This is a genomic window from Paenibacillus riograndensis SBR5 (genome assembly GCF_000981585.1).
Lineage (GTDB): Bacteria > Bacillota > Bacilli > Paenibacillales > Paenibacillaceae > Paenibacillus_AQ > Paenibacillus_AQ riograndensis.
Window position 1 is genome coordinate 5,026,448 of record NZ_LN831776.1, and the last position, 18,950, is coordinate 5,045,397.

15 protein-coding genes are annotated in these 18,950 nt (G+C 51.8%); 6 read left to right on the plus strand and 9 right to left on the minus strand.

The annotated features are described in order from the left end of the window. Window positions 1–59: 59 nt before the first annotated feature. From PRIO_RS21310 to PRIO_RS21325, 4 genes are all read left to right on the plus strand, one after another. Window positions 60–953, plus strand: coding sequence for a sugar phosphate isomerase/epimerase (locus PRIO_RS21310; RefSeq protein WP_039790094.1), 894 nt, complete (start codon window positions 60–62; stop codon window positions 951–953). A gap of 72 nt (window positions 954–1,025) precedes the next feature. Further along, window positions 1,026–1,460 carry a VOC family protein gene (locus tag PRIO_RS21315; RefSeq protein WP_020430708.1) on the plus strand — a complete coding sequence of 145 codons (435 nt, stop codon included), beginning with the start codon at window positions 1,026–1,028 and terminating at the stop codon, window positions 1,458–1,460. A 134-nt stretch (window positions 1,461–1,594) separates the two neighbouring features. Continuing rightward, entirely contained in the window at window positions 1,595–4,717 is a 3,123-nt protein-coding gene (locus PRIO_RS21320) for a hybrid sensor histidine kinase/response regulator (protein WP_039790096.1), read from the plus strand. A gap of 85 nt (window positions 4,718–4,802) precedes the next feature. Beyond that, the gene (locus PRIO_RS21325) at window positions 4,803–5,207 is read left to right on the plus strand and encodes a CBS domain-containing protein (protein ID WP_020430712.1); all 405 of its coding nucleotides are present in this window, start codon (window positions 4,803–4,805) and stop codon (window positions 5,205–5,207) included. Between the two features lie 78 nt (window positions 5,208–5,285). On the opposite strand, the gene PRIO_RS21330 is transcribed toward PRIO_RS21325, so the two are convergent. The 8 genes from PRIO_RS21330 to PRIO_RS21365 all read right to left on the minus strand — a co-directional run bounded on the left by PRIO_RS21330 (window position 5,286) and on the right by PRIO_RS21365 (window position 15,274). Then, window positions 5,286–5,564: an STAS domain-containing protein gene (locus PRIO_RS21330; protein ID WP_020430715.1), complete on the minus strand. Its 279-nt coding sequence runs from the start codon at window positions 5,562–5,564 to the stop codon at window positions 5,286–5,288. Further along, on the minus strand, window positions 5,557–7,575 hold the full coding sequence (locus tag PRIO_RS21335) for a methyl-accepting chemotaxis protein (protein ID WP_020430717.1): 2,019 nt from the start codon (window positions 7,573–7,575) through the stop codon (window positions 5,557–5,559). The genes PRIO_RS21330 and PRIO_RS21335 overlap by 8 nt, the downstream gene beginning before the upstream one ends. Before the next feature lie 21 nt (window positions 7,576–7,596). Beyond that, complete coding sequence (locus PRIO_RS21340; protein ID WP_020430720.1) at window positions 7,597–7,989, minus strand: ATP-binding protein; 393 nt, start codon at window positions 7,987–7,989, stop codon at window positions 7,597–7,599. 15 nt (window positions 7,990–8,004) lie between these two features. Next, entirely contained in the window at window positions 8,005–9,435 is a 1,431-nt protein-coding gene (locus tag PRIO_RS21345) for a SpoIIE family protein phosphatase (RefSeq protein WP_020430722.1), read from the minus strand. Window positions 9,436–9,911: 476 nt separating this feature from the next. Continuing rightward, on the minus strand, window positions 9,912–10,658 hold the full coding sequence (gene map, locus PRIO_RS21350; protein WP_020430724.1) for a type I methionyl aminopeptidase: 747 nt from the start codon (window positions 10,656–10,658) through the stop codon (window positions 9,912–9,914). 174 nt (window positions 10,659–10,832) lie between these two features. After that, window positions 10,833–12,557, minus strand: coding sequence for an assimilatory sulfite reductase (NADPH) hemoprotein subunit (cysI, locus tag PRIO_RS21355; protein ID WP_020430726.1), 1,725 nt, complete (start codon window positions 12,555–12,557; stop codon window positions 10,833–10,835). A gap of 38 nt (window positions 12,558–12,595) precedes the next feature. Beyond that, window positions 12,596–14,455 carry an assimilatory sulfite reductase (NADPH) flavoprotein subunit gene (locus tag PRIO_RS21360; RefSeq protein ID WP_039790103.1) on the minus strand — a complete coding sequence of 620 codons (1,860 nt, stop codon included), beginning with the start codon at window positions 14,453–14,455 and terminating at the stop codon, window positions 12,596–12,598. 225 nt (window positions 14,456–14,680) lie between these two features. Then, on the minus strand, window positions 14,681–15,274 hold the full coding sequence (locus tag PRIO_RS21365) for a TetR/AcrR family transcriptional regulator (protein ID WP_020430729.1): 594 nt from the start codon (window positions 15,272–15,274) through the stop codon (window positions 14,681–14,683). Between the two features lie 152 nt (window positions 15,275–15,426). Between PRIO_RS21365 and PRIO_RS21370 the strand changes: the two genes are divergently transcribed. Continuing rightward, complete coding sequence (locus PRIO_RS21370; protein WP_020430730.1) at window positions 15,427–16,596, plus strand: alpha/beta hydrolase; 1,170 nt, start codon at window positions 15,427–15,429, stop codon at window positions 16,594–16,596. A 15-nt stretch (window positions 16,597–16,611) separates the two neighbouring features. On the opposite strand, the gene lspA is transcribed toward PRIO_RS21370, so the two are convergent. Beyond that, window positions 16,612–17,070 carry a signal peptidase II gene (gene lspA / locus PRIO_RS21375; RefSeq protein ID WP_020430732.1) on the minus strand — a complete coding sequence of 153 codons (459 nt, stop codon included), beginning with the start codon at window positions 17,068–17,070 and terminating at the stop codon, window positions 16,612–16,614. Between the two features lie 193 nt (window positions 17,071–17,263). Between lspA and PRIO_RS21380 the strand changes: the two genes are divergently transcribed. After that, window positions 17,264–17,968 carry a DUF421 domain-containing protein gene (locus tag PRIO_RS21380; RefSeq protein WP_020430733.1) on the plus strand — a complete coding sequence of 235 codons (705 nt, stop codon included), beginning with the start codon at window positions 17,264–17,266 and terminating at the stop codon, window positions 17,966–17,968. The last annotated feature ends 982 nt before the right edge of the window (window positions 17,969–18,950 follow it).

Here is an 18,950-nt window from a genome sequence, read left to right on the forward strand (position 1 = left end):
GGCGGACTTCGGCTTGGATGATATTACTTTATGCGAGGTGAATCGGGTTGCACCAGTTCATGATTGGGCAATACGGGGGATTTGACTCCCACAAATATCACCGGGATTTCAAGGCTGCATTCTATGGCATTGAAGCCTGCTCCTTCCCGGGAGATGAAGACTGCCGCCTTTTAATGGAGGAATCAAAAAGTAAAGGCTTTCGTGTAGGCGTTCATTTTCCGTTCCGGGCGAACGGTTCAGCCATAAGGGATGCTCTGTTCCTCTCTTCTGATCCGGGCGAACGCGAGGCTGCCTTTGAGCAGATTCGGACTGAGCTTGAATATTTAACCGTGCTGAAGCCGGAATATGTATTGTTTCATTATCCGAAGCCGGTCATTCTGGATGACCGCGTAGACTGGAAGCTGTGGAGGTTCGGGGACCGCCGCGAATACATATTTGAAAGTGAGTGTACCTTAAGCGGGCTGATTGAACGCAGTGAATCCTTGTTTGAGTGGCTGGACCTCAGGAGCAGGGAATATCATTTTACACCTATTCTTGAATTCGACGCCTTGAACCGTTATGTTTACGAACATGATTTTTTTGAAAACCTGCTGCTGAAGTACCCGCAGATTCAATTGTGCCTGGATACCGCCAGACTGCATCTGCAGGACAAGCTTGATCCCCGGTTTGACGCGAAAGCCGTCTTACGGAAATATGCCAAATATGCCGGGCTGATCCATCTCTCCACGGTTCAAGTCAATCAAGCGGTCCAGAACTCTCATTATCCGGTGCTGCCAGAGCTTAGTGTGCAGGACGGCTGGGCACCTATTGCCGAGTATTTGCAGATCATCCGCGGGGAGAACAGCCGGGTAAAAATCATGTTCGAGCACCGCTCCGACCTGATCACCGAGGACCAATTGCAGCAGTGTTATGACTGGGTAGACGCCATAGTTAACGGTTCTGTATATTTATAAATGGACAGGCACATGATACAATATGGAAATCAAACGCTTGCTAACATTAACCATCTTAGAGGAGTGAAGGCTGTGGCAATTAATGTGTATTTCAATTTTAATGGAAATGCCCGTGAAGCTGTAGAGTTTTATGCCGAAGTATTTGGAACAGAAGCCCCACGGATTATGACCTTTGGCGAAGCACCCCCAGACCCTTCCCACCCTCTTCCGGAGGAGGCTAAGCATCTGGTGATGCACGCCATGCTGTTTATTGACGGCAGTCCCGTGATGTTCTCGGACGTTTTCCCTGGAATGCCTTATGTGGAAGGGAACAACGTCAACCTTACTCTGACCAATGACGATGCCGGCAAAATCAAGGACTGGTTCAACAAGCTAAAAGAAGGCGGTAATGTCATCATGGAGCTGCAGGAAACCTTTTGGAGCAAATGCTACGGCAGCCTAAAGGACAAATTCGGGATCATCTGGCAGCTGAGTCATGATAACGGCCAGGGCGCCGGCAACGCTTAAGCTCCATTCTTCATTCAATTAAGGTCAGGATATAGCTCTCTGGGCAATTCTAGGGATGCTGTATCCTTTTTTAATGGTTTCTAAAGTGTACTTAGAAAGAGGAAAACATCCGATTGATGTGGAATAAAAAATTTATGATGAAGAAGCCCTTTACTTTTTTTCTGAAAAATATCGTCATTGTCCTGCTGTATCTGGCTGTCCTGTCGGCGATACGCTACCTGTGGTTCACCACGTATGTTGCTCCGGAGCATCCGCAGGCGGTTCAGGGCGTGCTGGATTTGCGCAGCTTCCAAATCGGGGACTCCCGTTCCATTCCGCTGGATGGGGAGTGGGAATTTTACCCGGACGAATTACTAACGCACAAGGACTTCCCGCAGCCTGACACCAGGCGGCATTATGCCATGGTTCCCGGGGACTGGAGAAACGGTTTTCCGGAAAAAGGGCATGCTTCCTTTGGTACCGGCACCTACAAACTGCGGATTCTGACCGGCACACCTCTGGATGAGCCCTACGGCTTCTGGATTCAGCGCATTCAGGCAGCTTCGGAGATTGAGATTAACGGGCAGAAGGAGCCCTCTGTGGGCCGGCTAGCCGAAAGCAAGGAAGATTATATACCCGATGCCCCTTCTTACACTGCTACTTATATTGCCGGAGATCACAGGGAGATTGAGCTGCTCGTCCGTGTCTCCAATTTCGACCATCCCCAGAAAGGGGGCATCGTCCGTTCCATCCGCTTCGGTACACAGGCTGCGATAGACACCGAGCGCTGGTATTCCATTGGCTTCCAGCTGGTCGCATTCATTATTCTGCTGCTGCACGCCTTGTATGCAGGGATCTTATATTGCTTTAACCGGCAAAATGTCTTTTTACTTTTTTTCCTGCTTCTGGTCGCAGTCGGCATTTCCATCATTTCCGATAATGATATTCTGCTGAGGCTCTGGCTGCCGATTAACTATACCTGGCTGCTGAAAATCAAGCTTTTGTCTTATATGTGGCTGTCTTATTTTATGCTGCAGCTGTCACAAAGCTTCTCTGGAAGACGAAGACCCCATACCGGAATTCTTTTCAGAAGTTATGCTGCGGTGCTGGGCCTGTATTCGGCTTTTATTGTGGTTATGCCTGCAGAAATCATTTTTCAGACGATTCTCTTGTTCAGTATTTTGTATCTGCTCCCGGTGGCCGGCGTAGTCTGGAAGATTGTGCAAATGGTGCTGGGGAAACAAGAGGACGCCGTATTTCTGCTGTTTGCCGCGGTCGCCATCCTGTCCAGTGTGCTTTGGGGTGTTGTCGAATCCAGGGGAAATACCAGCAACTTCTTTTATCCCGTTGATATTATTGCAGCAATCATCGGTTTCTCCGCCTATTGGTTCAAGCGTTATTTCCGCAATTCTGAGGAAAACATCAAGCTGAACCGGCAGCTGCAGGAAAATGACCGTCTAAAGGACCAATTCCTGGCGAATACTTCACATGAGCTGAGGACGCCGCTTCACGGCATTATCAGTATTGCCCAGACTGTCGCCGCCAAGGAACATTCGGTGATGGACTCAAAAAGTGTCCAGGACATGGATCTGCTCCTGACCATCAGCCGCCGGATGTCACATCTGCTCAATGACCTTCTGGATGTAACCCGGCTTCAGGATAAACGGATTGAGCTGCAGCGGGAGCCGCTGTCTATCCAGTCGCTGGTCTCCGGCGTGATTGATATGTTCGAATTTATGACAGAGGGCCGGGCGCTCACATTAAAAAACAACATTGCTGACTCTCTTCCCCCTGTGTTCGCAGACGAGAAACGTCTGGTCCAGATTCTATTCAATCTGCTGCACAATGCAGTCAAATATACGATTGAAGGCAGTATAGCCGTATCTGCTGAAACACAGGGCAAGGAAATGCTCATTCATGTTGCCGATACAGGAGCCGGTATGAATGAGGAGACACTGAGCCGTATATTCAAGCGCTATGAACAAGGGCAGCAGGGGATTAATGATGGCGGCGGAATCGGCCTCGGGCTGAGCATCTGTAAACAGCTCGTTGAGCTTCATCACGGAACCCTGACGGTCCGTTCACAACCAGGGCAAGGCTCGGAGTTCACCTTCACTCTCCCCTTGGCAAAGGGAACAGACCAGCCTGCTTCCGCACTCTCCAGCCAAGAGATGCCGAAGAACACGGAGCCGGCCAGACCTTCCGTTCCGGCACACAGCCCTCTCGCAGACTTGTCTGCGATCTGGAGTGCTGCGCATTCCGGAGAATCAGAAGGGGCTGGCCGCCGGATCCATATTCTGGCCGTGGATGATGATTCCGTTAACCTCAAGGTACTGGCCAGTATTCTCTCTTCAGAGAATTACAATATCAGGACCGCGCTGGGCGCTCATGAAGCCTTGAACCTGCTGGGAACCGAGCAATGGGATCTTCTGATCGCCGACGTGATGATGCCGCACATCTCCGGCTATGAGCTGACGCGAATCGTCCGTGAGCGTTTTTCATTATCGGAGCTGCCCATCCTGCTGCTGACGGCCCGCACACAGCCTGAAGATATTTATACCGGATTTCTGTCCGGTGCGAACGATTACCTGGTCAAACCGGTTGACGGGCTGGAGCTGAAATACAGAGTCCGGTCGCTGACGGGGCTGAAGCAATCCATTGATGAGATGCTGCGCATGGAAGCCGCCTATCTCCAGGCGCAGATTCAGCCGCATTTTTTGTTCAACACTTTAAATTCAATTATGGCTTTAAGCGAAATCGATACCGCCAAAATGCGTGATCTCAGCGAGGCGTTCTCCTCCTATTTGCGGATCAGTTTCGATTATATGAACTCGCATCAGCGGGTTGCGCTCTCCCATGAACTGGAACTGGTCCGGGCTTATGTGTATATCGAGCAAGCCCGGTTCGAAGAAAGGCTGGCCGTCGAATGGGACATTGAGGACGGGATTAACACTGCACTTCCGCCGCTCACGCTGCAGCCCCTGGTTGAGAACGCGGTCAGACACGGTCTGCTGAGCCGCTCGCGTGGCGGCCTGCTGACCATCCGCATTCGCAGCAGCGGAGGCTTCACTTTTTTCGAGGTCAGGGACAACGGGAAAGGCATGACGCAGGAACAGGTCAGCCACCTCCTGGACCATTCCCGCAAGGTCAGCGGAGGAATCGGCCTGCTCAATACCAACCGCCGTCTGACCCAATTATATGGCCGCGGACTGTCAATTCAGAGTGAGCCGGAACAAGGAACCTCTGTCTCTTTTACGATACCGGATCCGGGTAAATAGCATTTTTATATGCGTTTACATGCCAATCTGTGTTTTAATAAGGATACCGTTATCGCAAAAATCAGCTGTAAAGGAGCTAATGCTTATGGAAATATCCGCCTTTTTGCTGCCCAAAGACCAGGTATCGTACATTACCTCTTCGATCTCTATGCTGGAAGCCCTTGAACAACTGGAGCATCATTATTATTCAGCCATCCCGATTATTAATGAAGAAGGCAAATATGTAGGAACCCTCTCCGAAGGTGATTTATTGTGGAAATTTAAGAATACGGCCGGCCTGAATTTTGAGAATATGCGTGAAGTGACCGTAAGCGAAATTCAGCAGCATGTACACAACGAGAGCGTCGAGATCCACGCCCAGATGGAGGATATGCTGACACTGGCGGCTGACCAGAACTTTGTCCCGGTTGTCGATGACAAGGGAATCTTTCTGGGCATCATCCGCCGGAAAGATATCATTGAATATTACACCCGGAATATCACCGATTAGTTCGTGTCCGGTCTGCATACAGCAGCGGCTGCGTTGTCCTCCAGAGGACGCGCAGCCGCTGCTGTTGCCTGTATGCTTTTATAAAATTTCAAACACATGGGTCAATCTGGTTAACTCGAAAATCTTCAGCACATTGGCATTCAGTGCCTTGAGCTTAATGGTGCCGCCATTCTCCACACATTTCTTGTAAGAGCTGACAATCACACCAAGCCCGGTGCTGTCGATAAAGGCGCAGCCGCCAAAATCAAGCACAAAGCTGGAGAACCCCCCGTCAATATGCCCCCTGATCTTTTCTCTGAATTCACTGGCCTCTTCGACGGAGAACATCTCCGGCATGTCAATTACAATCTCACTCAACCTGCTCACCCCTGATTATAAATTTCTCTACGAGAATCTCCAGTTCATTCGCCATGGCGCTTACTTCCTGGGCTGATGCTGCAAAGTTTGTAACGGTTGCCGCCTGCTCCTCTGTCGCACTGGATACATTCTCGCTATTGATGGCGGCCAGTTCCGAAATGGACCCCATGGAATCAATCAGCTTGATGATCTGGTCTGAGGTTGCCACCTCGTCCTGGGTAATATCGAGAATCTCCTTGACGCTGCCCGTAATAAGCTCCACGGAATTGATAATATGCACAAAGGCATGATCCGTCTCGGTCACCACGCGTACACCGCCTTCAACCGCCTCCGTTGCCCCTCTCATGGAATCTACCGCCTGTGTAATCCGCGAAACCATGTCGCTCACGAGGGCCGAAATCTCGGTCGCCTGCTTATGGGTTTCATCCGACAGCTTCCGTACCTCTTCGGCTACCACACTGAAGCCCCGGCCATGTTCCCCTGCCCGTGCCGCTTCAATCGCCGCATTGAGTGCCAGCAGATTGGTTTGCTGGGCAATCGCGTTGATCGTGCCGATGATTGTGGACACCTGGTCCGACAGCTCACTAACGGCCTGCAGCTGCTCTTCCGTCTCCTGCGTGCTGCTGCTGATGGTGTTCATCGCTTGAACGGTGTCCATCACCTGCGCTCTCCCCCGCTGGGCCGCCTGATTGGTGACATCCGCATTGCCGGAAGTAGCCGCCGCCTTGCTCTGGGCCATCTGGACCAGACTGGAGAGCTGCACCAGCACCTGGGAGGCATTTACAACCGATTGGTTGTTGTTCTCCGCTCCGGCAGCAATTTCCTGGGTGCTGGAGCTGATCTCCTGAATAGAAGCGCTGATCTCCTCCGAAGAGGCTGCCATTTCTTCCGACATGGAGGTCAGGGAGACTGAGCCTGCCCTTACCTTTTCAATGATGGCCTTCTGCTTGTCAATCATCGTATTGAAAGCTTCACTCAGCTCCTGCAGCTCGTCTCCCGAGCGGATGGAGGTATGAACGGTCAGATTGCCTTCACCGGCACGGGACATGGCTTGTTCCAGCTTGATAATCGGATGCACAATATTCCGCGTAGTGAAGAAATAAGCTACCAGCAAGGCGATCAATATGAAGGCTATAACAATGATCAGTGTCGTGTTGCGGATTTCCGTTGCCGGGGCCATATAATCCTGCACATTGGCGGTAGTGGCCACCACCCAATTCCCCGCAGGTTGAAAGGACATATATTTATGTACGCCTTCATAGGTGTAGAAGCCGTCGGAGGCCTTGCCGCTTTTCATGACCTGGACGAGGGCATTCAATTCCTTGTTGCTGTTGCCGTCCAGCGTCTCCTTCAGAATCTTGCCCTGGTCAGGATGATAGACAATCAGGCCCGTCCGGTCGGTCATGTATCCATATCCGCTGTCACCGATCTTGACCTCCGCTACCGGTGATGACAGGGAATTGAACACAACCGTTCCGATCAGCACCCCGGTAATATGTCCATCGTGCTCCAGCGGCCGGGCGATGGCGACAACATGCTGGTTGCTCTCTTTGGAGAAAAGGACCTCACTGACTGCCTCTTTCCCCTGCAGGGCCTGCTGAAAATAATCCTGGTCCCGGACATCTAAGCCAGGATTCTCCGGGCTGCTGGTAAGCAGCACCTGTCCGTCAGTGCCGGCGATGATTAACGACTCCAGCAGCTTCGCATGATCCTGCTGTATCCCGGAAATGTAGGTGTGAGCCAGTTTTTTGGCCGCCTCACCGGCAGGGTTGGCGGCAAAGGCTGCCAGAGTATCATTTTTGCTCGCGATGCTAAGATAACTCTCCACAGCCTCCAGTTCAGAATCAACCGCCTTCGCTGCCGAGGCTGTAGTATCGCGCAGCTCCTCTTCAATGGTCTGCTGCAGTGCGTTAGAGGCCAGATTATGGGATATAAGGCCTGATATCGCCAACGGCACACTGATAATCAGGAACAGCAGGATGCTTATTTTTACTTTCAAACTTAATTTCACAGGATTCTCTCCTTTTTCAGTCTACGAGGGACATACACACTTGCTTATGTACATGGTGTTGCGAATCATCTCTGCCTTGTCAGAGAAGCAGCGGATAAGGTACAAGCCTCTCCCGCCTTCATCCAGCAGTTCATCACCGCTGATCGTTTCCGGGAACACCAAAGACCCTGTTCCTTCTCCGGAGTCCTCGACCTGGAGTTCAAGCCGCTTGCCGCTAAGCAGGTACCGGATAATAATCGGCTTGGTGCAGTCGCTAAGATTACCGTGATAGTAGGCATTGGTGATGGCCTCAATTAGAATCAGCCGAATATCAAACGCATAGTCCTCCAGTCCAAGCTCCTGAATAATCCCGTCGATGATTCTCTGATGCTGCTCCAATCCATAGAGCCGAATTTCCTTTTGAACAGCGTTCATAATACTCTCCTTCATTCATTTAATGCTCAGGTTAAGCCAGGTACAGTCATCCTGCAGTGAAGCCTCAGCAATTTTGTCGGTCAGATACTCATAGCTGCGGCTCAGTTCCTGAGTGTCAAAGAGAAGCTCCATCCCGTCACTGTAGAAGCAGAAACGGTCACCGGAGGAAAAGGGGACGGTGATCTCCTCAAACTCGCTGTTTCCGAACATGCCAAGCGGTGCACCCCTGACTGTAAGGCATTGGCTCTCCTGATCCTTGGGCACATAGATGAATTCATTAATCCCTGCACCCGCCGCCTTCAGCACACCCGCTCCAAAATCAAGCTGAAAGCAGCACCCGGCAATATAATCTTCGCCCAGATGCAGCATTGCCTTCTGGTTCAGCTCCTTGATGGCCTGCAGCGGATCGACGGTAACCTCCAGACAATCCGCAAACAGCACACGGAGAGCCGATATGTTCAGTGCGGCCGTGATCCCCTTGCCGGTCACATCACCGATCATGCCGATCACCCGCTCCTCATCAATCTTATGAAAAATGAAGAAATCACCGCTAAGTGTTCTTGCCGGAATATACAGCTTCTCCAGCTCTGCCTTGTCTTCCAGCGGAAAAACTACGGTATGCCGGTGATTCTGCAGCTTAACCGCCCGCTCCACTTCCTTTTTGCTCTCGGTGATGTCCCTCAGCACCAGCTGCAGCGCTTTTTCTTCCTCATAAATGATCGGCACCCCTGAAATCTCCACATCAAAAATCCGGTTGTCATAACGGATCAGCCGCTGTTCAATGCGGAATCTCTCCTTGGCCGTTGACCCCCAAGTCATGAGCTTTTTATATTTGGCGCTTTTGAGGTATTCCTCGCTGAAAAAAGCTTCAATCCTCTGGCCGATCATCTCTTTTTTCTTTTTGCCAAACATTTTTTCACTTTGCTTGTTGGCAAACAGAATCATGCCTCCGCTGTAGACCAGGATGGCTTCAGGGCACAGCTCGACCAGATCCCTGTACCGCTCTTCACTCTCCCGGAGCCGCTGCTCTGAGCGCACCCGTTCACTAATGTCGTGGATCACTGTATAAATGCATGACTTCCCCAGCATGGACATCATCCCGGTGTGAATCTCCACATCGATCTGTTGTCCTCCTGCGAGCAGGTGTTTGTCCATAAAAACCCTGTTTCTGCCATGCTCCCCGCCAGGCATCCCGTGCTCGATGAACTTCACCATCCCGGATGTTTGATCCGCCTGCAGATCGGTAATATGGAGTTTGCGGAAGATGCGGAGCGGATATCCGTAGAATTCACAGGCTGCGCGGTTGGCATCGGTGATGGAACCGTCCGCAGGGTCCACCAGCAAGGTGATCAGATGATTGTTCTCATAAATGCAGCCGTAATGCTCCATACACTGTGCCGGGCTGGGGCTCCTGAACAGATTTTTGCATTGTTTGTCTACTGCCATATTTCTTCCTCTATTCTGATTCAGCTATTGAAGTCTTCCCATTATATGCATTTCAATTGCATTCAGCCGTGAATTCCGACACATACAGCAAAAAAAAACCTTAGAAGCTCGATCTGTGTCAATAATACACGAAGCTTAGGTTCTGATAAGTTTCATAGTTGACTATCCTTTGGGTGAATCCTCTGATTGCATTCATAGGCTCCGATTCTCCAAAAAGGCCGATCCCGGGCAAATCAAAGGTATTTATAATTTATACCTCTGATTTCGCCAAACAGACCGGTCCCGGGCAAATCAAAGGTATTTATACCTCTGATTTCGTCAAATACGCTACTTTCCGCTGTGCCGGGGAGGCAGCATCGCACGTAAAATAGCCCCACAAAGTGGGGCTATTGCATGAAAGCTGAGCTGATTCAGTGTTAAAAACCCGTGCGCTTCCTTCCTTGGAAGGAGAACGCCCGGGTTTCGGTCTGAGCGGCTTACAGCTCGGTCAGGATAATGGTGCCTTGCGGAGTGATGGCCAGCGTATGCTCATACTGTGCGGACAGGCCGCCGTCGATGGTCCGGGCGGTCCACCCGTCCGCATCCACCTTAGTGCGGTAGCTTCCGGTGTTCAGCATAGGCTCAATCGTGAAGACCATGCCTTCTTTGATGCGCGGTCCCTTGCCTGCTGGCCCGTAATGCGGCACCTCAGGCGCTTCATGCATCTCGGAGCCGATGCCGTGCCCGATGAAGTCACGGACGACCGAAAAGCCGTTCGACTCGGCATAGACCTGTACCGCATGGGCAACATCCCCGATCCGGTTGCCGGCGACGGCTTGCTCAATGCCTTTGAACAAAGACTCTTTAGTCGTATTCAGCAGCTTCTCCGCCTGTTCGCTGATATTGCCGACAGCGTAGGACCAGGCCGAGTCCGCGAGCCAGCCATTCAGGTTCACAACCATATCAATGGTTACGATATCCCCGTCCTTCAGCTCCTCCCGCTTCGGAAATCCATGGCAGATCACATCATTTACGGATGCGCAGGTTGCATAAGGGTATCCGTGATAGCCTTTCTGCTCCGGGGTTGCCCCTTGGGAAAGAATAAATTTTTCGGCAAACTGGTCGATTTCCCACGTGGTAATTCCGGGTTTGATCATTTGAGCGATTTGCCGGTGGCATTCCGCAAGAATTTTGCCGGCTGCGCGCATTTTTTCAATCTCTTCCATTGTTTTCATGATGATCATTCGTTTCGCCTCTTCTGTACAGAACACATTACTTACTATAATGGCTCTTGGATATGGTTTGATGGTACTTCTCTATATTATGTAAGATAACCGCCGAAAATCCAAATTTAATCTTACTAATTCCAAAATTAACAAACCCGCCCTCCATAAAAGGAGAACGGGTTCATTTGCGGTTCAGTCATGAAAGTTGAGTCCAGAGGTAACCGCCTTGACATATCCGCTACGGATTACAAAGTCCCCGAAGTGTTCGCCGCTCTGGCGTTCCTTGGCATAGCGGTGGATGATCGGTTCAAGCGTCTCCAGAATTTCCTTTTCATCGATGTTTTCCTTGTAGAGCTTATTGAGCCGGTCCCCGGTAAAGCCCGCTCCCAGATACATATTGTATCTGCCCGGAGCCTTCCCGATGAACGAGATTTCGCCCAGTGCCGGTCTGGCGCAGCCATTCGGGCAGCCGGTCATGCGGATGATGATTTCTTCACCCCGCAGGCCCGCCTCGTCGATGATCAGCTCCAGCTTATCCAGCAGCTGCGGAAGGTAACGCTCTGCTTCGGCCATGGCCAGCCCGCAGGTCGGCAGCGCCACACAGGACATTGAACTCCGCCGCAGCGCAGAATGATGTGCGCCATCCGTCAATCCATACTGCTTGGCGAGCTCTGCAACCTTGCGTTTCTTCACGCTGCTGACATTGGCGATAATCAGATTCTGGTTGGGGGTCAGCCGGAAGTCTCCGCCATGGATCTTGGCAATTTCCCGCAGGCCTGTCATCAGCTGACTGGTTTCCGTGTCCTGAATCCGCCCGCTCTGGATATACAGGGTCAGGTTCCATTTGCCGTTCACACCCTTCACCCAGCCGTAACGGTCTCCGTTATGGTCAAAGTGATAGGACCGTGCCGGTTCCAGCGCCCAGCCCAGCCGGTGCTGCAGCTCGCCGGTGAACCATTCCAGGCCGTGGCGGTCGATGGTGTATTTGAAGCGGGCATTTTTGCGGACGGAGCGGTTGCCGTAGTCACGCTGGATCGTGACGGTCTTCTCTGCCAGATCGATCATCTGCTCAGGACGGCAAAAGCCGATCACCCGCCCAAGCTGCGGATAAGTGTTCGTGTCGCCATGGGTCATCCCCATGCCGCCGCCAACCGAAACATTGAACCCGGCCAGCTTGCCGTCTTCCAGAATAGCGATGAAGCCAAGATCCTGGGAGAACACATCGACATCGTTGGATGGAGGGACGGCGAGGCCGATTTTGAATTTGCGCGGCAGATAAACAGGGCCATAGATCGGCTCCACCTCAACGCCCTCTTTGCTGTCCACGACCTTTTCGCCGTCCAGCCAGATTTCATGATAGGCAGGCGTGCGCGGCGACAGATGATCGCTGATCCGGCGTGCCCACTCATAGACCTCGGCGTGGACCTCCGACTGGTACGGATTCGGACCGCTCATCACGTTGCGGTTGACGTCCCCACAGGCAGCGAGGGTAGTCATCAGTGCATCATTAATGGTTTTGATCGTTTTTTTCAAATTCCACTTGAGTACACCGTGCATTTGAAAAGCTTGTCTGGTAGTCAGACGCAAGGTGCCGTTTCCGTATTTACGGGCCAGCTCATCCATGACCAGCCACTGTGCCGGGGTAGCCACCCCGCCCGGTGCCACAACGCGCAGCATGAACTGAAAGGCCGGCTCCAGCTTTGAGCGTTCCCGTTCACTGCGCAAATCCCGGTCGTCCTGCATGTAGCTGCCGTGGAACTTGAGCAGCCGGTTATCATCTTCTGGAAGGCTCCCGGTGATCGGGTTACTGAGCGTCTCGACAAGCGCTCCCCGCAGATAGTTGCTCTCCAGCTTAATATGTTCAACATCGCTAGGCGGGCCGCCGACAGGCTTCACCGCTGATTCATTATTCGCCATTGCTGGTAGTCTCCTTCCGCACTCACTGTTTGTTAATGTTAGTACACATCGCGCTGGTAGCGCTGCTCCTGCTGCAGATGGTCCAGATAGGCCGCTGCCGCTTCAGGGCTAAGTCCGCCCTCCGCTTGGATGACACTAATCAGCGCAGAATGTACGTCATGAGCCATATGCTTCTCATCGCCGCAGACATAGACATGGGCGCCTTCCTGAAGCCAGGTATACAGCTCGCGGCTATGCTCCAGAATGCGGTGCTGCACGTATACCTTCTCTTCCGTATCCCGGGAAAAAGCCACGTCCAGCTTCGTCAGCACGCCGTCCTTGAGCATCCGCTGCCAGTCCGTCTGGTAGAGGAAGTCCGTCACAAAATGACGGTCGCCGTAGAACAGCCATGTCTTGCCTTCTGCATCCTGCTCTTCCCGTTCCTCCAGGAACGAACGGAACGGTGCAACGCCCGTGCCGGGTCCGATCATGATTACAGGCACTTCGGGATTCGCCGGAAGTTTGAAATTCGGATTGTTCTGAATGTATATCGGCAGCGTGTCCCCCGGCTGCACACGTTCGGCGCAGTGCACTGAGCAGACGCCATAACGTTCACGTCCATGGGATTCATAACGCACCGCCCGTACGGTGAAATGAACCTCCTCGGGATTGGCATTATAGCTGCTGGCAATGGAGTATAATCTGGCCGGCAGCTTGCGCAGAATCGTTACAAAGCTGCGGGCCGGTACATCCCATGGCGAGAAGTCTTGAACCAGGTCCAGCAGATCGCGTCCCTGGATATATTCCTTGAGCTGCGGTGCCCGGTCCGGCAGCAGAAGCTCATGAAGACCGGCAGCCGGGGACAGCTTCGCCGCCTGCTCCAGCAGCGGTTTGCTCAGGACCGTAATTTCATAGTGGCGGAGGAGCGCTTCACGCAGCGTGCCCTCTTCGCCTTTTTTGTTCAGGGGAACGGGTTCCTCCGGATTCCAGCCCATAGCGGCAATAATCTCCTCTACCAGGCGGGGATGGTTCTCGGGGTAGACTCCCAGGGCATCGCCCGGTTCGAAGGTTATATTCGATCCTGCCAGCGACAGCTCCAGATGACGGGTTTCCCGGTCCGAGCCGCGGCCGTTCAGGTTGAGATTCTCCAGTACTTCAGCGTGAAAAGGATGATTGCGCGAATAGGCCGATTGCAGGGATTCTGCATGCTCTGCCGCAAGCACGGCTTCTTCAGCAATAGCCGGAGCGCTCCCGGCACCGTTAAGGGCGGTAATCACCTGCTCCATCCACGCAGCAACCGGCTCGTCATAGTCCAGATCGCAATCGACGCGTGGAATCAGACGCTGGCCGCCGAGTTCTTCCAGTCTCTGATCGAAATCCTTGCCGGTCTGGCAAAAGAATTCATAAGAGGTATCCCCGAGTGCCAGCACTGAAAAGCGCAAATGCTCCAAGCGGGGGGCTCTTTTGCTATTGAGAAATTCGTGAAATGAACGCGCATTATCCGGCGGTTCGCCTTCACCATGAGTGCTGACCAGGATCAGCAGGTTCTCCACCTTCTTCAGCGTATTGGGCTTAAAGCTGTTCATTGCAGACACGGTGATCTCGAACCCTTGCTCCTTCAGCTTGCCCGACAGGCTGGAGGCAAGGCGCTGGCAGTTGCCGGTCTGCGATCCGAAAAGCACGGTAACTTCACGGGAACGGGCTGGCTCCGCCGCACCTCCTGCGGCTGCCGTGCTTGCGGACGGAGCTGCAAGCACAGCGGGGGCTGCAGCGGAAACCGCTGCTGCTCCCTGCAATGTCAATGCCGATATATAACCGCCAAGCCAAATTTGCTGCGTCTGCGTCAGTGTCGGCAGAAGCCGGTTAAGAAGCTCAACCTGCTCCTCGTTAAAAGGACTGTTCGTAACTTGTAATTGCAACAATATCGATCTCTCCTCAGCATGAAATCTGCTTCCCTCTAACATCTTGAATTCAGGCTATCACAATTATATGAAACGATCAACGAGCCTCAAACCTGCCAAATTCAGAATATACAGCCAATAAATTCAATAAAACGCAGAAAAGCCGCTTAAATCAGAGTAAAAAGCTCTGATTTAACCAGCTTCATTATAATTTATGATAACTTCTATTAGATAAAATGATACTTAAATTGGCCCTGAAACCAGTCCTGAGACCTTAACCGGGCCCATAGTCATCAACTGCACCAACTGCCCGGCCATAAAAGCTGGCGAATATTTCATCCCGTTATCCAGCCACCACGCAATCGCCCCCAGATACAATGAAGACAACAGCTCAACAAATAAATCCTTCGAGATTAAGGGCTGCTCCCGGAACCCTTCATCCAGCTTTTGCTTAAGCAGGTTTCCCAGGTCGAAACGAAAGCTGTGAACTCCCCGCCCGCTGAGCATGATCTGATAAAAGAGGGCATCTTCAGCAATGGCTGCCAGTATCTTTTCCAAATCACGGGTCAAATCCCCGACGCCCAAAAGCCCCCCTTGCACATGAGCAGCAGGAATAATGAGTGCCATCAGCTTGCCGGTAATTTCAGCGGTGATCTTCTCCAGAAGCTCATACTTATCCGTGTAATGCAGGTAAAAGGTAGAACGGTTAATTTGGGCGCGGCCGGCGATATCATTAACAGTCACGCTGTCAAACCCTTTTTCGGCGATTAAGCTGACCAGCGCATCCCGGATCAGCTTTTTCGTCTTCACTACACGCAAATCGGTTTCTCTAGACATATTCGTTCCCTCCGTCTATCATCTCCGCAATATACCACACTTGCAGCCGCATTGGCCTTTATCCGTCAAAAACCCAAGAATCAATCATTGCGGCCAGCCTCTCAGAAAATTATAGTTCGTTATATCCGATAGAGAAAGCAGGCGATTGAATTATGGCAGAGAGACAAAGAACCACAGCAGACTTTCCGGTAGGCTTTTATGAGGAGCTTCATCCGGATTTCAGTATCAACTTTCAAATGAACCGGTTCTACAGCTGGACTAATGATTTGGAAATGCTTGAGGAAATGCGGGCAGCAGCCCCGGGCATTCATAATTACGCGGAGTTAATCGAAATCTGTCTGAAGCTGGGACAGCAGGCGGTGGCGGCGGATAAAAAGCTCAAAGCTGCCAATTATCTGCGCGGTGCCGAATTTTATATGCCGGAGGGCCACCCCTTGAAGCATACGTCCCGCCAGCAATTCATCGTTCTCACAAGAGCACATTATCAAGTGGAAGACAATCAGCATTTTGACATTCCCTATGGTAAAGGGTTTCTCTCCGCCTACCGTTTCTCACCAGAAGTTCCGGCAAAGGGCTCTATCGTCCTGTTCGGCGGATTTGACAGCTATATTGAAGAAATCTTTTTGATGGCGCTGGTGTTCAAGGATGCGGGCTATGATGTGGTTTGCTTTGACGGGCCTGGACAAGGAGCTGCTCTGGAGGACTGGCAGTTGCCTATGACTCATGAATGGGAGAAGCCGGTCGCAACGGTGTTGGATTTTTTTAACTTACAAGAGGTGACTCTGATCGGCTTATCTCTCGGCGGCTATCTGGCCCTGCGGGCTGCAGCTTATGAAACCAACAGGGTCAAAAGGGTGGTGGCGGATGATATATGTACAGACTTTTACAAAGTTCTATTAAGACAGACGGGGCCGCTGGAGGACAGCATCAGCACCCTGATGGCAAAGGAAAATGAAGCGGAAATCAACGCGCTCTTCAGCCGTTTAATGAAAGAGAATCTGATGCTGGAATGGGGCATCACGCAAGGGATGCATGTGACCGGAAGCCAGACACCGTACGGATTTCTGAAGCAATCGATGCTCTATACTACAGCGGGGATTTCTCCGCTTCTCTCACAGGATGTTCTTCTTCTGGCGGCGCAGGAGGATCATTATATCCCCCTTGTCCAGTTTGGCGAGCAGACCGGCTCCCTCACCTCTGTACGGTCACTGACCACCCGTTTGTTCACGCGCAAGGAGCAGGCCCAGAATCACTGCCACGTAGGAAATATTGGGCTTTCTATTCATGTGATGCTGCACTGGCTGCAGCAATGGGAGGCGTGAGTTCCTCCTTGCTCATTATCTTCTGATCATAACCCGCTTGAGCGGTTCTTTCAGCAGGTGCACCACAACCAGAAGCCCTCCGGCGTTGATCGCCAGGTCTGCGAGATTCAGGATGCCTCCCCGGCTGCCGAAGACCAGGAAATCAGTTACCTGGTGGTAAATAACACGGTCAATGGCATTGCCGATAGCCCCGCCGGCCAGGAAACCGGTGGCCGCTTCCAGAATGGGGCCGCGCAGCTCCCCTTTGCGCCGGTAATAAAATATTCCGGCAACAAAGAGCACGGCAATGATGGCAAAATATTTGCCATAACCCTGAAATGAGCTGAACGCTGCCCCGCTGTTCTCATAATATGTAAATTGCAGATGTCCGCTCCACACCTGAACGGTCTCCCCAAGCTGCATATTGGAGCGTACTCCCCATTTGGCAGCCTGGTCTGCGATGATGACCAATATCGTTATCACATAAAATATCATTATAGCCGTCCCCTCCGCACGCAGAAAAATAAATAAGATGATGGATACTAAACATAGCTTATCACATTACAGCCCCTGGAATCATCCTTCAGTTCCCTCAGTTCTCTTCTCCCAGCCAGATCCTTCATGTTACAGCGGATAGTGCATGGGTTAAACATTCTTAAGTCAACAATTGAGCCTGGAGGATGATTCCATGGATTATGTATCCGTACTGGTGAAGCTTACAGCCGGATTTGTCGGGTTATGGGCTATGGCAAGATTGCTGGGCAAAAAGGAAATCTCCGCCTTAACCCCTTTCGACTTTATCTCGGCAGTAATTCTTGGCGATTTGGTAGGGAATACCATTTATGAGCCGGATAAATCTGTACTGCTGCTGCTGTTTGCGCTTGCTGTCTGGACGGTGCTTTCCATCATATTTGAAAAAATTACCCAGCGGGTGCGCAAGCTGCGCAAACCGCTGGAGGGGGAGCCGGAGATCCTTATCCGGGACGGGAAGCTCGACCTCACCAAGCTGCGCAAAAATAATCTCGACTTCGAGCAGCTGCGGATGATGCTGCGTGCGAAGGATACGTTCTCGATGAATGAGGTGGCCTATGCTATCTATGAAACCAACGGATCCCTGAGCATCCTGAAGAAGCCGCAGTTCGAGCCCGCCACGCGGAAGGAGCTGGACATCAAACCGCAGCACACCCGGCTGCCCCGCAGTCTGGTGGAAGCCGGTGAGGTCCAGCGGGCCGCGCTGGCCAGCCTGGGGCATGACGAAACCTGGCTGCGCAGGAAGCTCCAGGAGGAAGGCTGCCCGAATCTCGATTCCGTAGCGTATGCGGAAATCAACGAGGAGGGGAAGCTGGCAATTATCCCTTCAACGTCGCAGCACGCGAAACCCGGCGAATATTAAGCCCGGGAACAAAGGGTCTTACAGTTTGATTGCATTTTGTGCAATAGATTGCCCTATGCGCTGCGGAAAAAGGCAATCTATTGTATTTCATACAATTGAAATCCAAGAAATCTGATCCTAAGGACCATTTGCCTAAAATCTGCTGCACAGAATGCAGTAGATTTTGTTTCTAAGCTTATTTGGGAGTAATCTGCTGTAGAAAGTGCAATAGATTGGTTTTCTTTCTGGTTTTATCAATTGCAGTCCCTAGCTCTCCTACACAAAAACATACCTGCCGTCGGCGCTTCAACAACGGCTGTGCCGTGCTCCACGGGACAGCGCAGCCGCCTTTGTTCTAGCGTTACCTGAAGAACGACTCCCCGTCAATCCTACGGCAACTCTTTAAGTGGAAAAAGGTTAACTAATTTGCCGGAGTACCCTATCCTCGGGCAGATGAAGTGGAAAAAGGGTCACTAATTCAGCCCATTTCGCCATTATTCAGGAAAAGTGGCCCAATTAAGTTTACTTTTTCCACTTTACTCCTCAGGATTTCTTAATTTCCGGAAAAATAAGTTCCCTTTTTCCAACTAGCGCCGCCTGACGAAGACGCCGGTAGGCGAATACTGGCAGGAATGAGGATATCTAGACCGGCTACCCCCTCAGAACACGGCCTTCGCCGCCCCAACAACGGTATTTCTGCCGTTGCTCGTTACAAATTCGTCCAACCACCCTGATGGGAATAGCAACCCGGGGCTTATGCCCGCAGGGATTCCCCACCACTCCAAAATCAACGGGGGCATGCTGAAGACGGATCGTTGTTTTCCTTCGCGATCGATCTGCAGCCGTTGCGGACAGGAAAGCCGTTATGGATAGAAGATTCGTCTATTCCGCAGGACAACGGACCGAGATGCCCTTATTTGTCCCTTTCCCCTTTATTCCAGGCTCCATCGAACGATATAACGGCTCCTGAGTCCGTATCCGCTGATAAAGCATGATTTTGGGC

Excerpts from the sequence above, each read along its gene's own strand:
- PRIO_RS21320 (WP_039790096.1), top strand. The coding sequence starts at position 1,595 with ATGATGAAGAAGCCCTTTACTTTTTTTCTGAAAAATATCGTCATTGTC.
- map (WP_020430724.1), bottom strand. The coding sequence starts at position 10,658 with ATGATCATCATGAAAACAATGGAAGAGATTGAAAAAATGCGCGCAGCC.
- PRIO_RS21325 (WP_020430712.1), top strand. The coding sequence starts at position 4,803 with ATGGAAATATCCGCCTTTTTGCTGCCCAAAGACCAGGTATCGTACATT.
- PRIO_RS21310 (WP_039790094.1), top strand. The coding sequence starts at position 60 with ATGATTGGGCAATACGGGGGATTTGACTCCCACAAATATCACCGGGAT.
- PRIO_RS21365 (WP_020430729.1), bottom strand. The coding sequence starts at position 15,274 with ATGTCTAGAGAAACCGATTTGCGTGTAGTGAAGACGAAAAAGCTGATC.
- lspA (WP_020430732.1), bottom strand. The coding sequence starts at position 17,070 with ATGATATTTTATGTGATAACGATATTGGTCATCATCGCAGACCAGGCT.
- PRIO_RS21380 (WP_020430733.1), top strand. The coding sequence starts at position 17,264 with ATGGATTATGTATCCGTACTGGTGAAGCTTACAGCCGGATTTGTCGGG.
- PRIO_RS21340 (WP_020430720.1), bottom strand. The coding sequence starts at position 7,989 with ATGAACGCTGTTCAAAAGGAAATTCGGCTCTATGGATTGGAGCAGCAT.
- PRIO_RS21345 (WP_020430722.1), bottom strand. The coding sequence starts at position 9,435 with ATGGCAGTAGACAAACAATGCAAAAATCTGTTCAGGAGCCCCAGCCCG.
- cysI (WP_020430726.1), bottom strand. The coding sequence starts at position 12,557 with ATGGCGAATAATGAATCAGCGGTGAAGCCTGTCGGCGGCCCGCCTAGC.
- PRIO_RS21370 (WP_020430730.1), top strand. The coding sequence starts at position 15,427 with ATGGCAGAGAGACAAAGAACCACAGCAGACTTTCCGGTAGGCTTTTAT.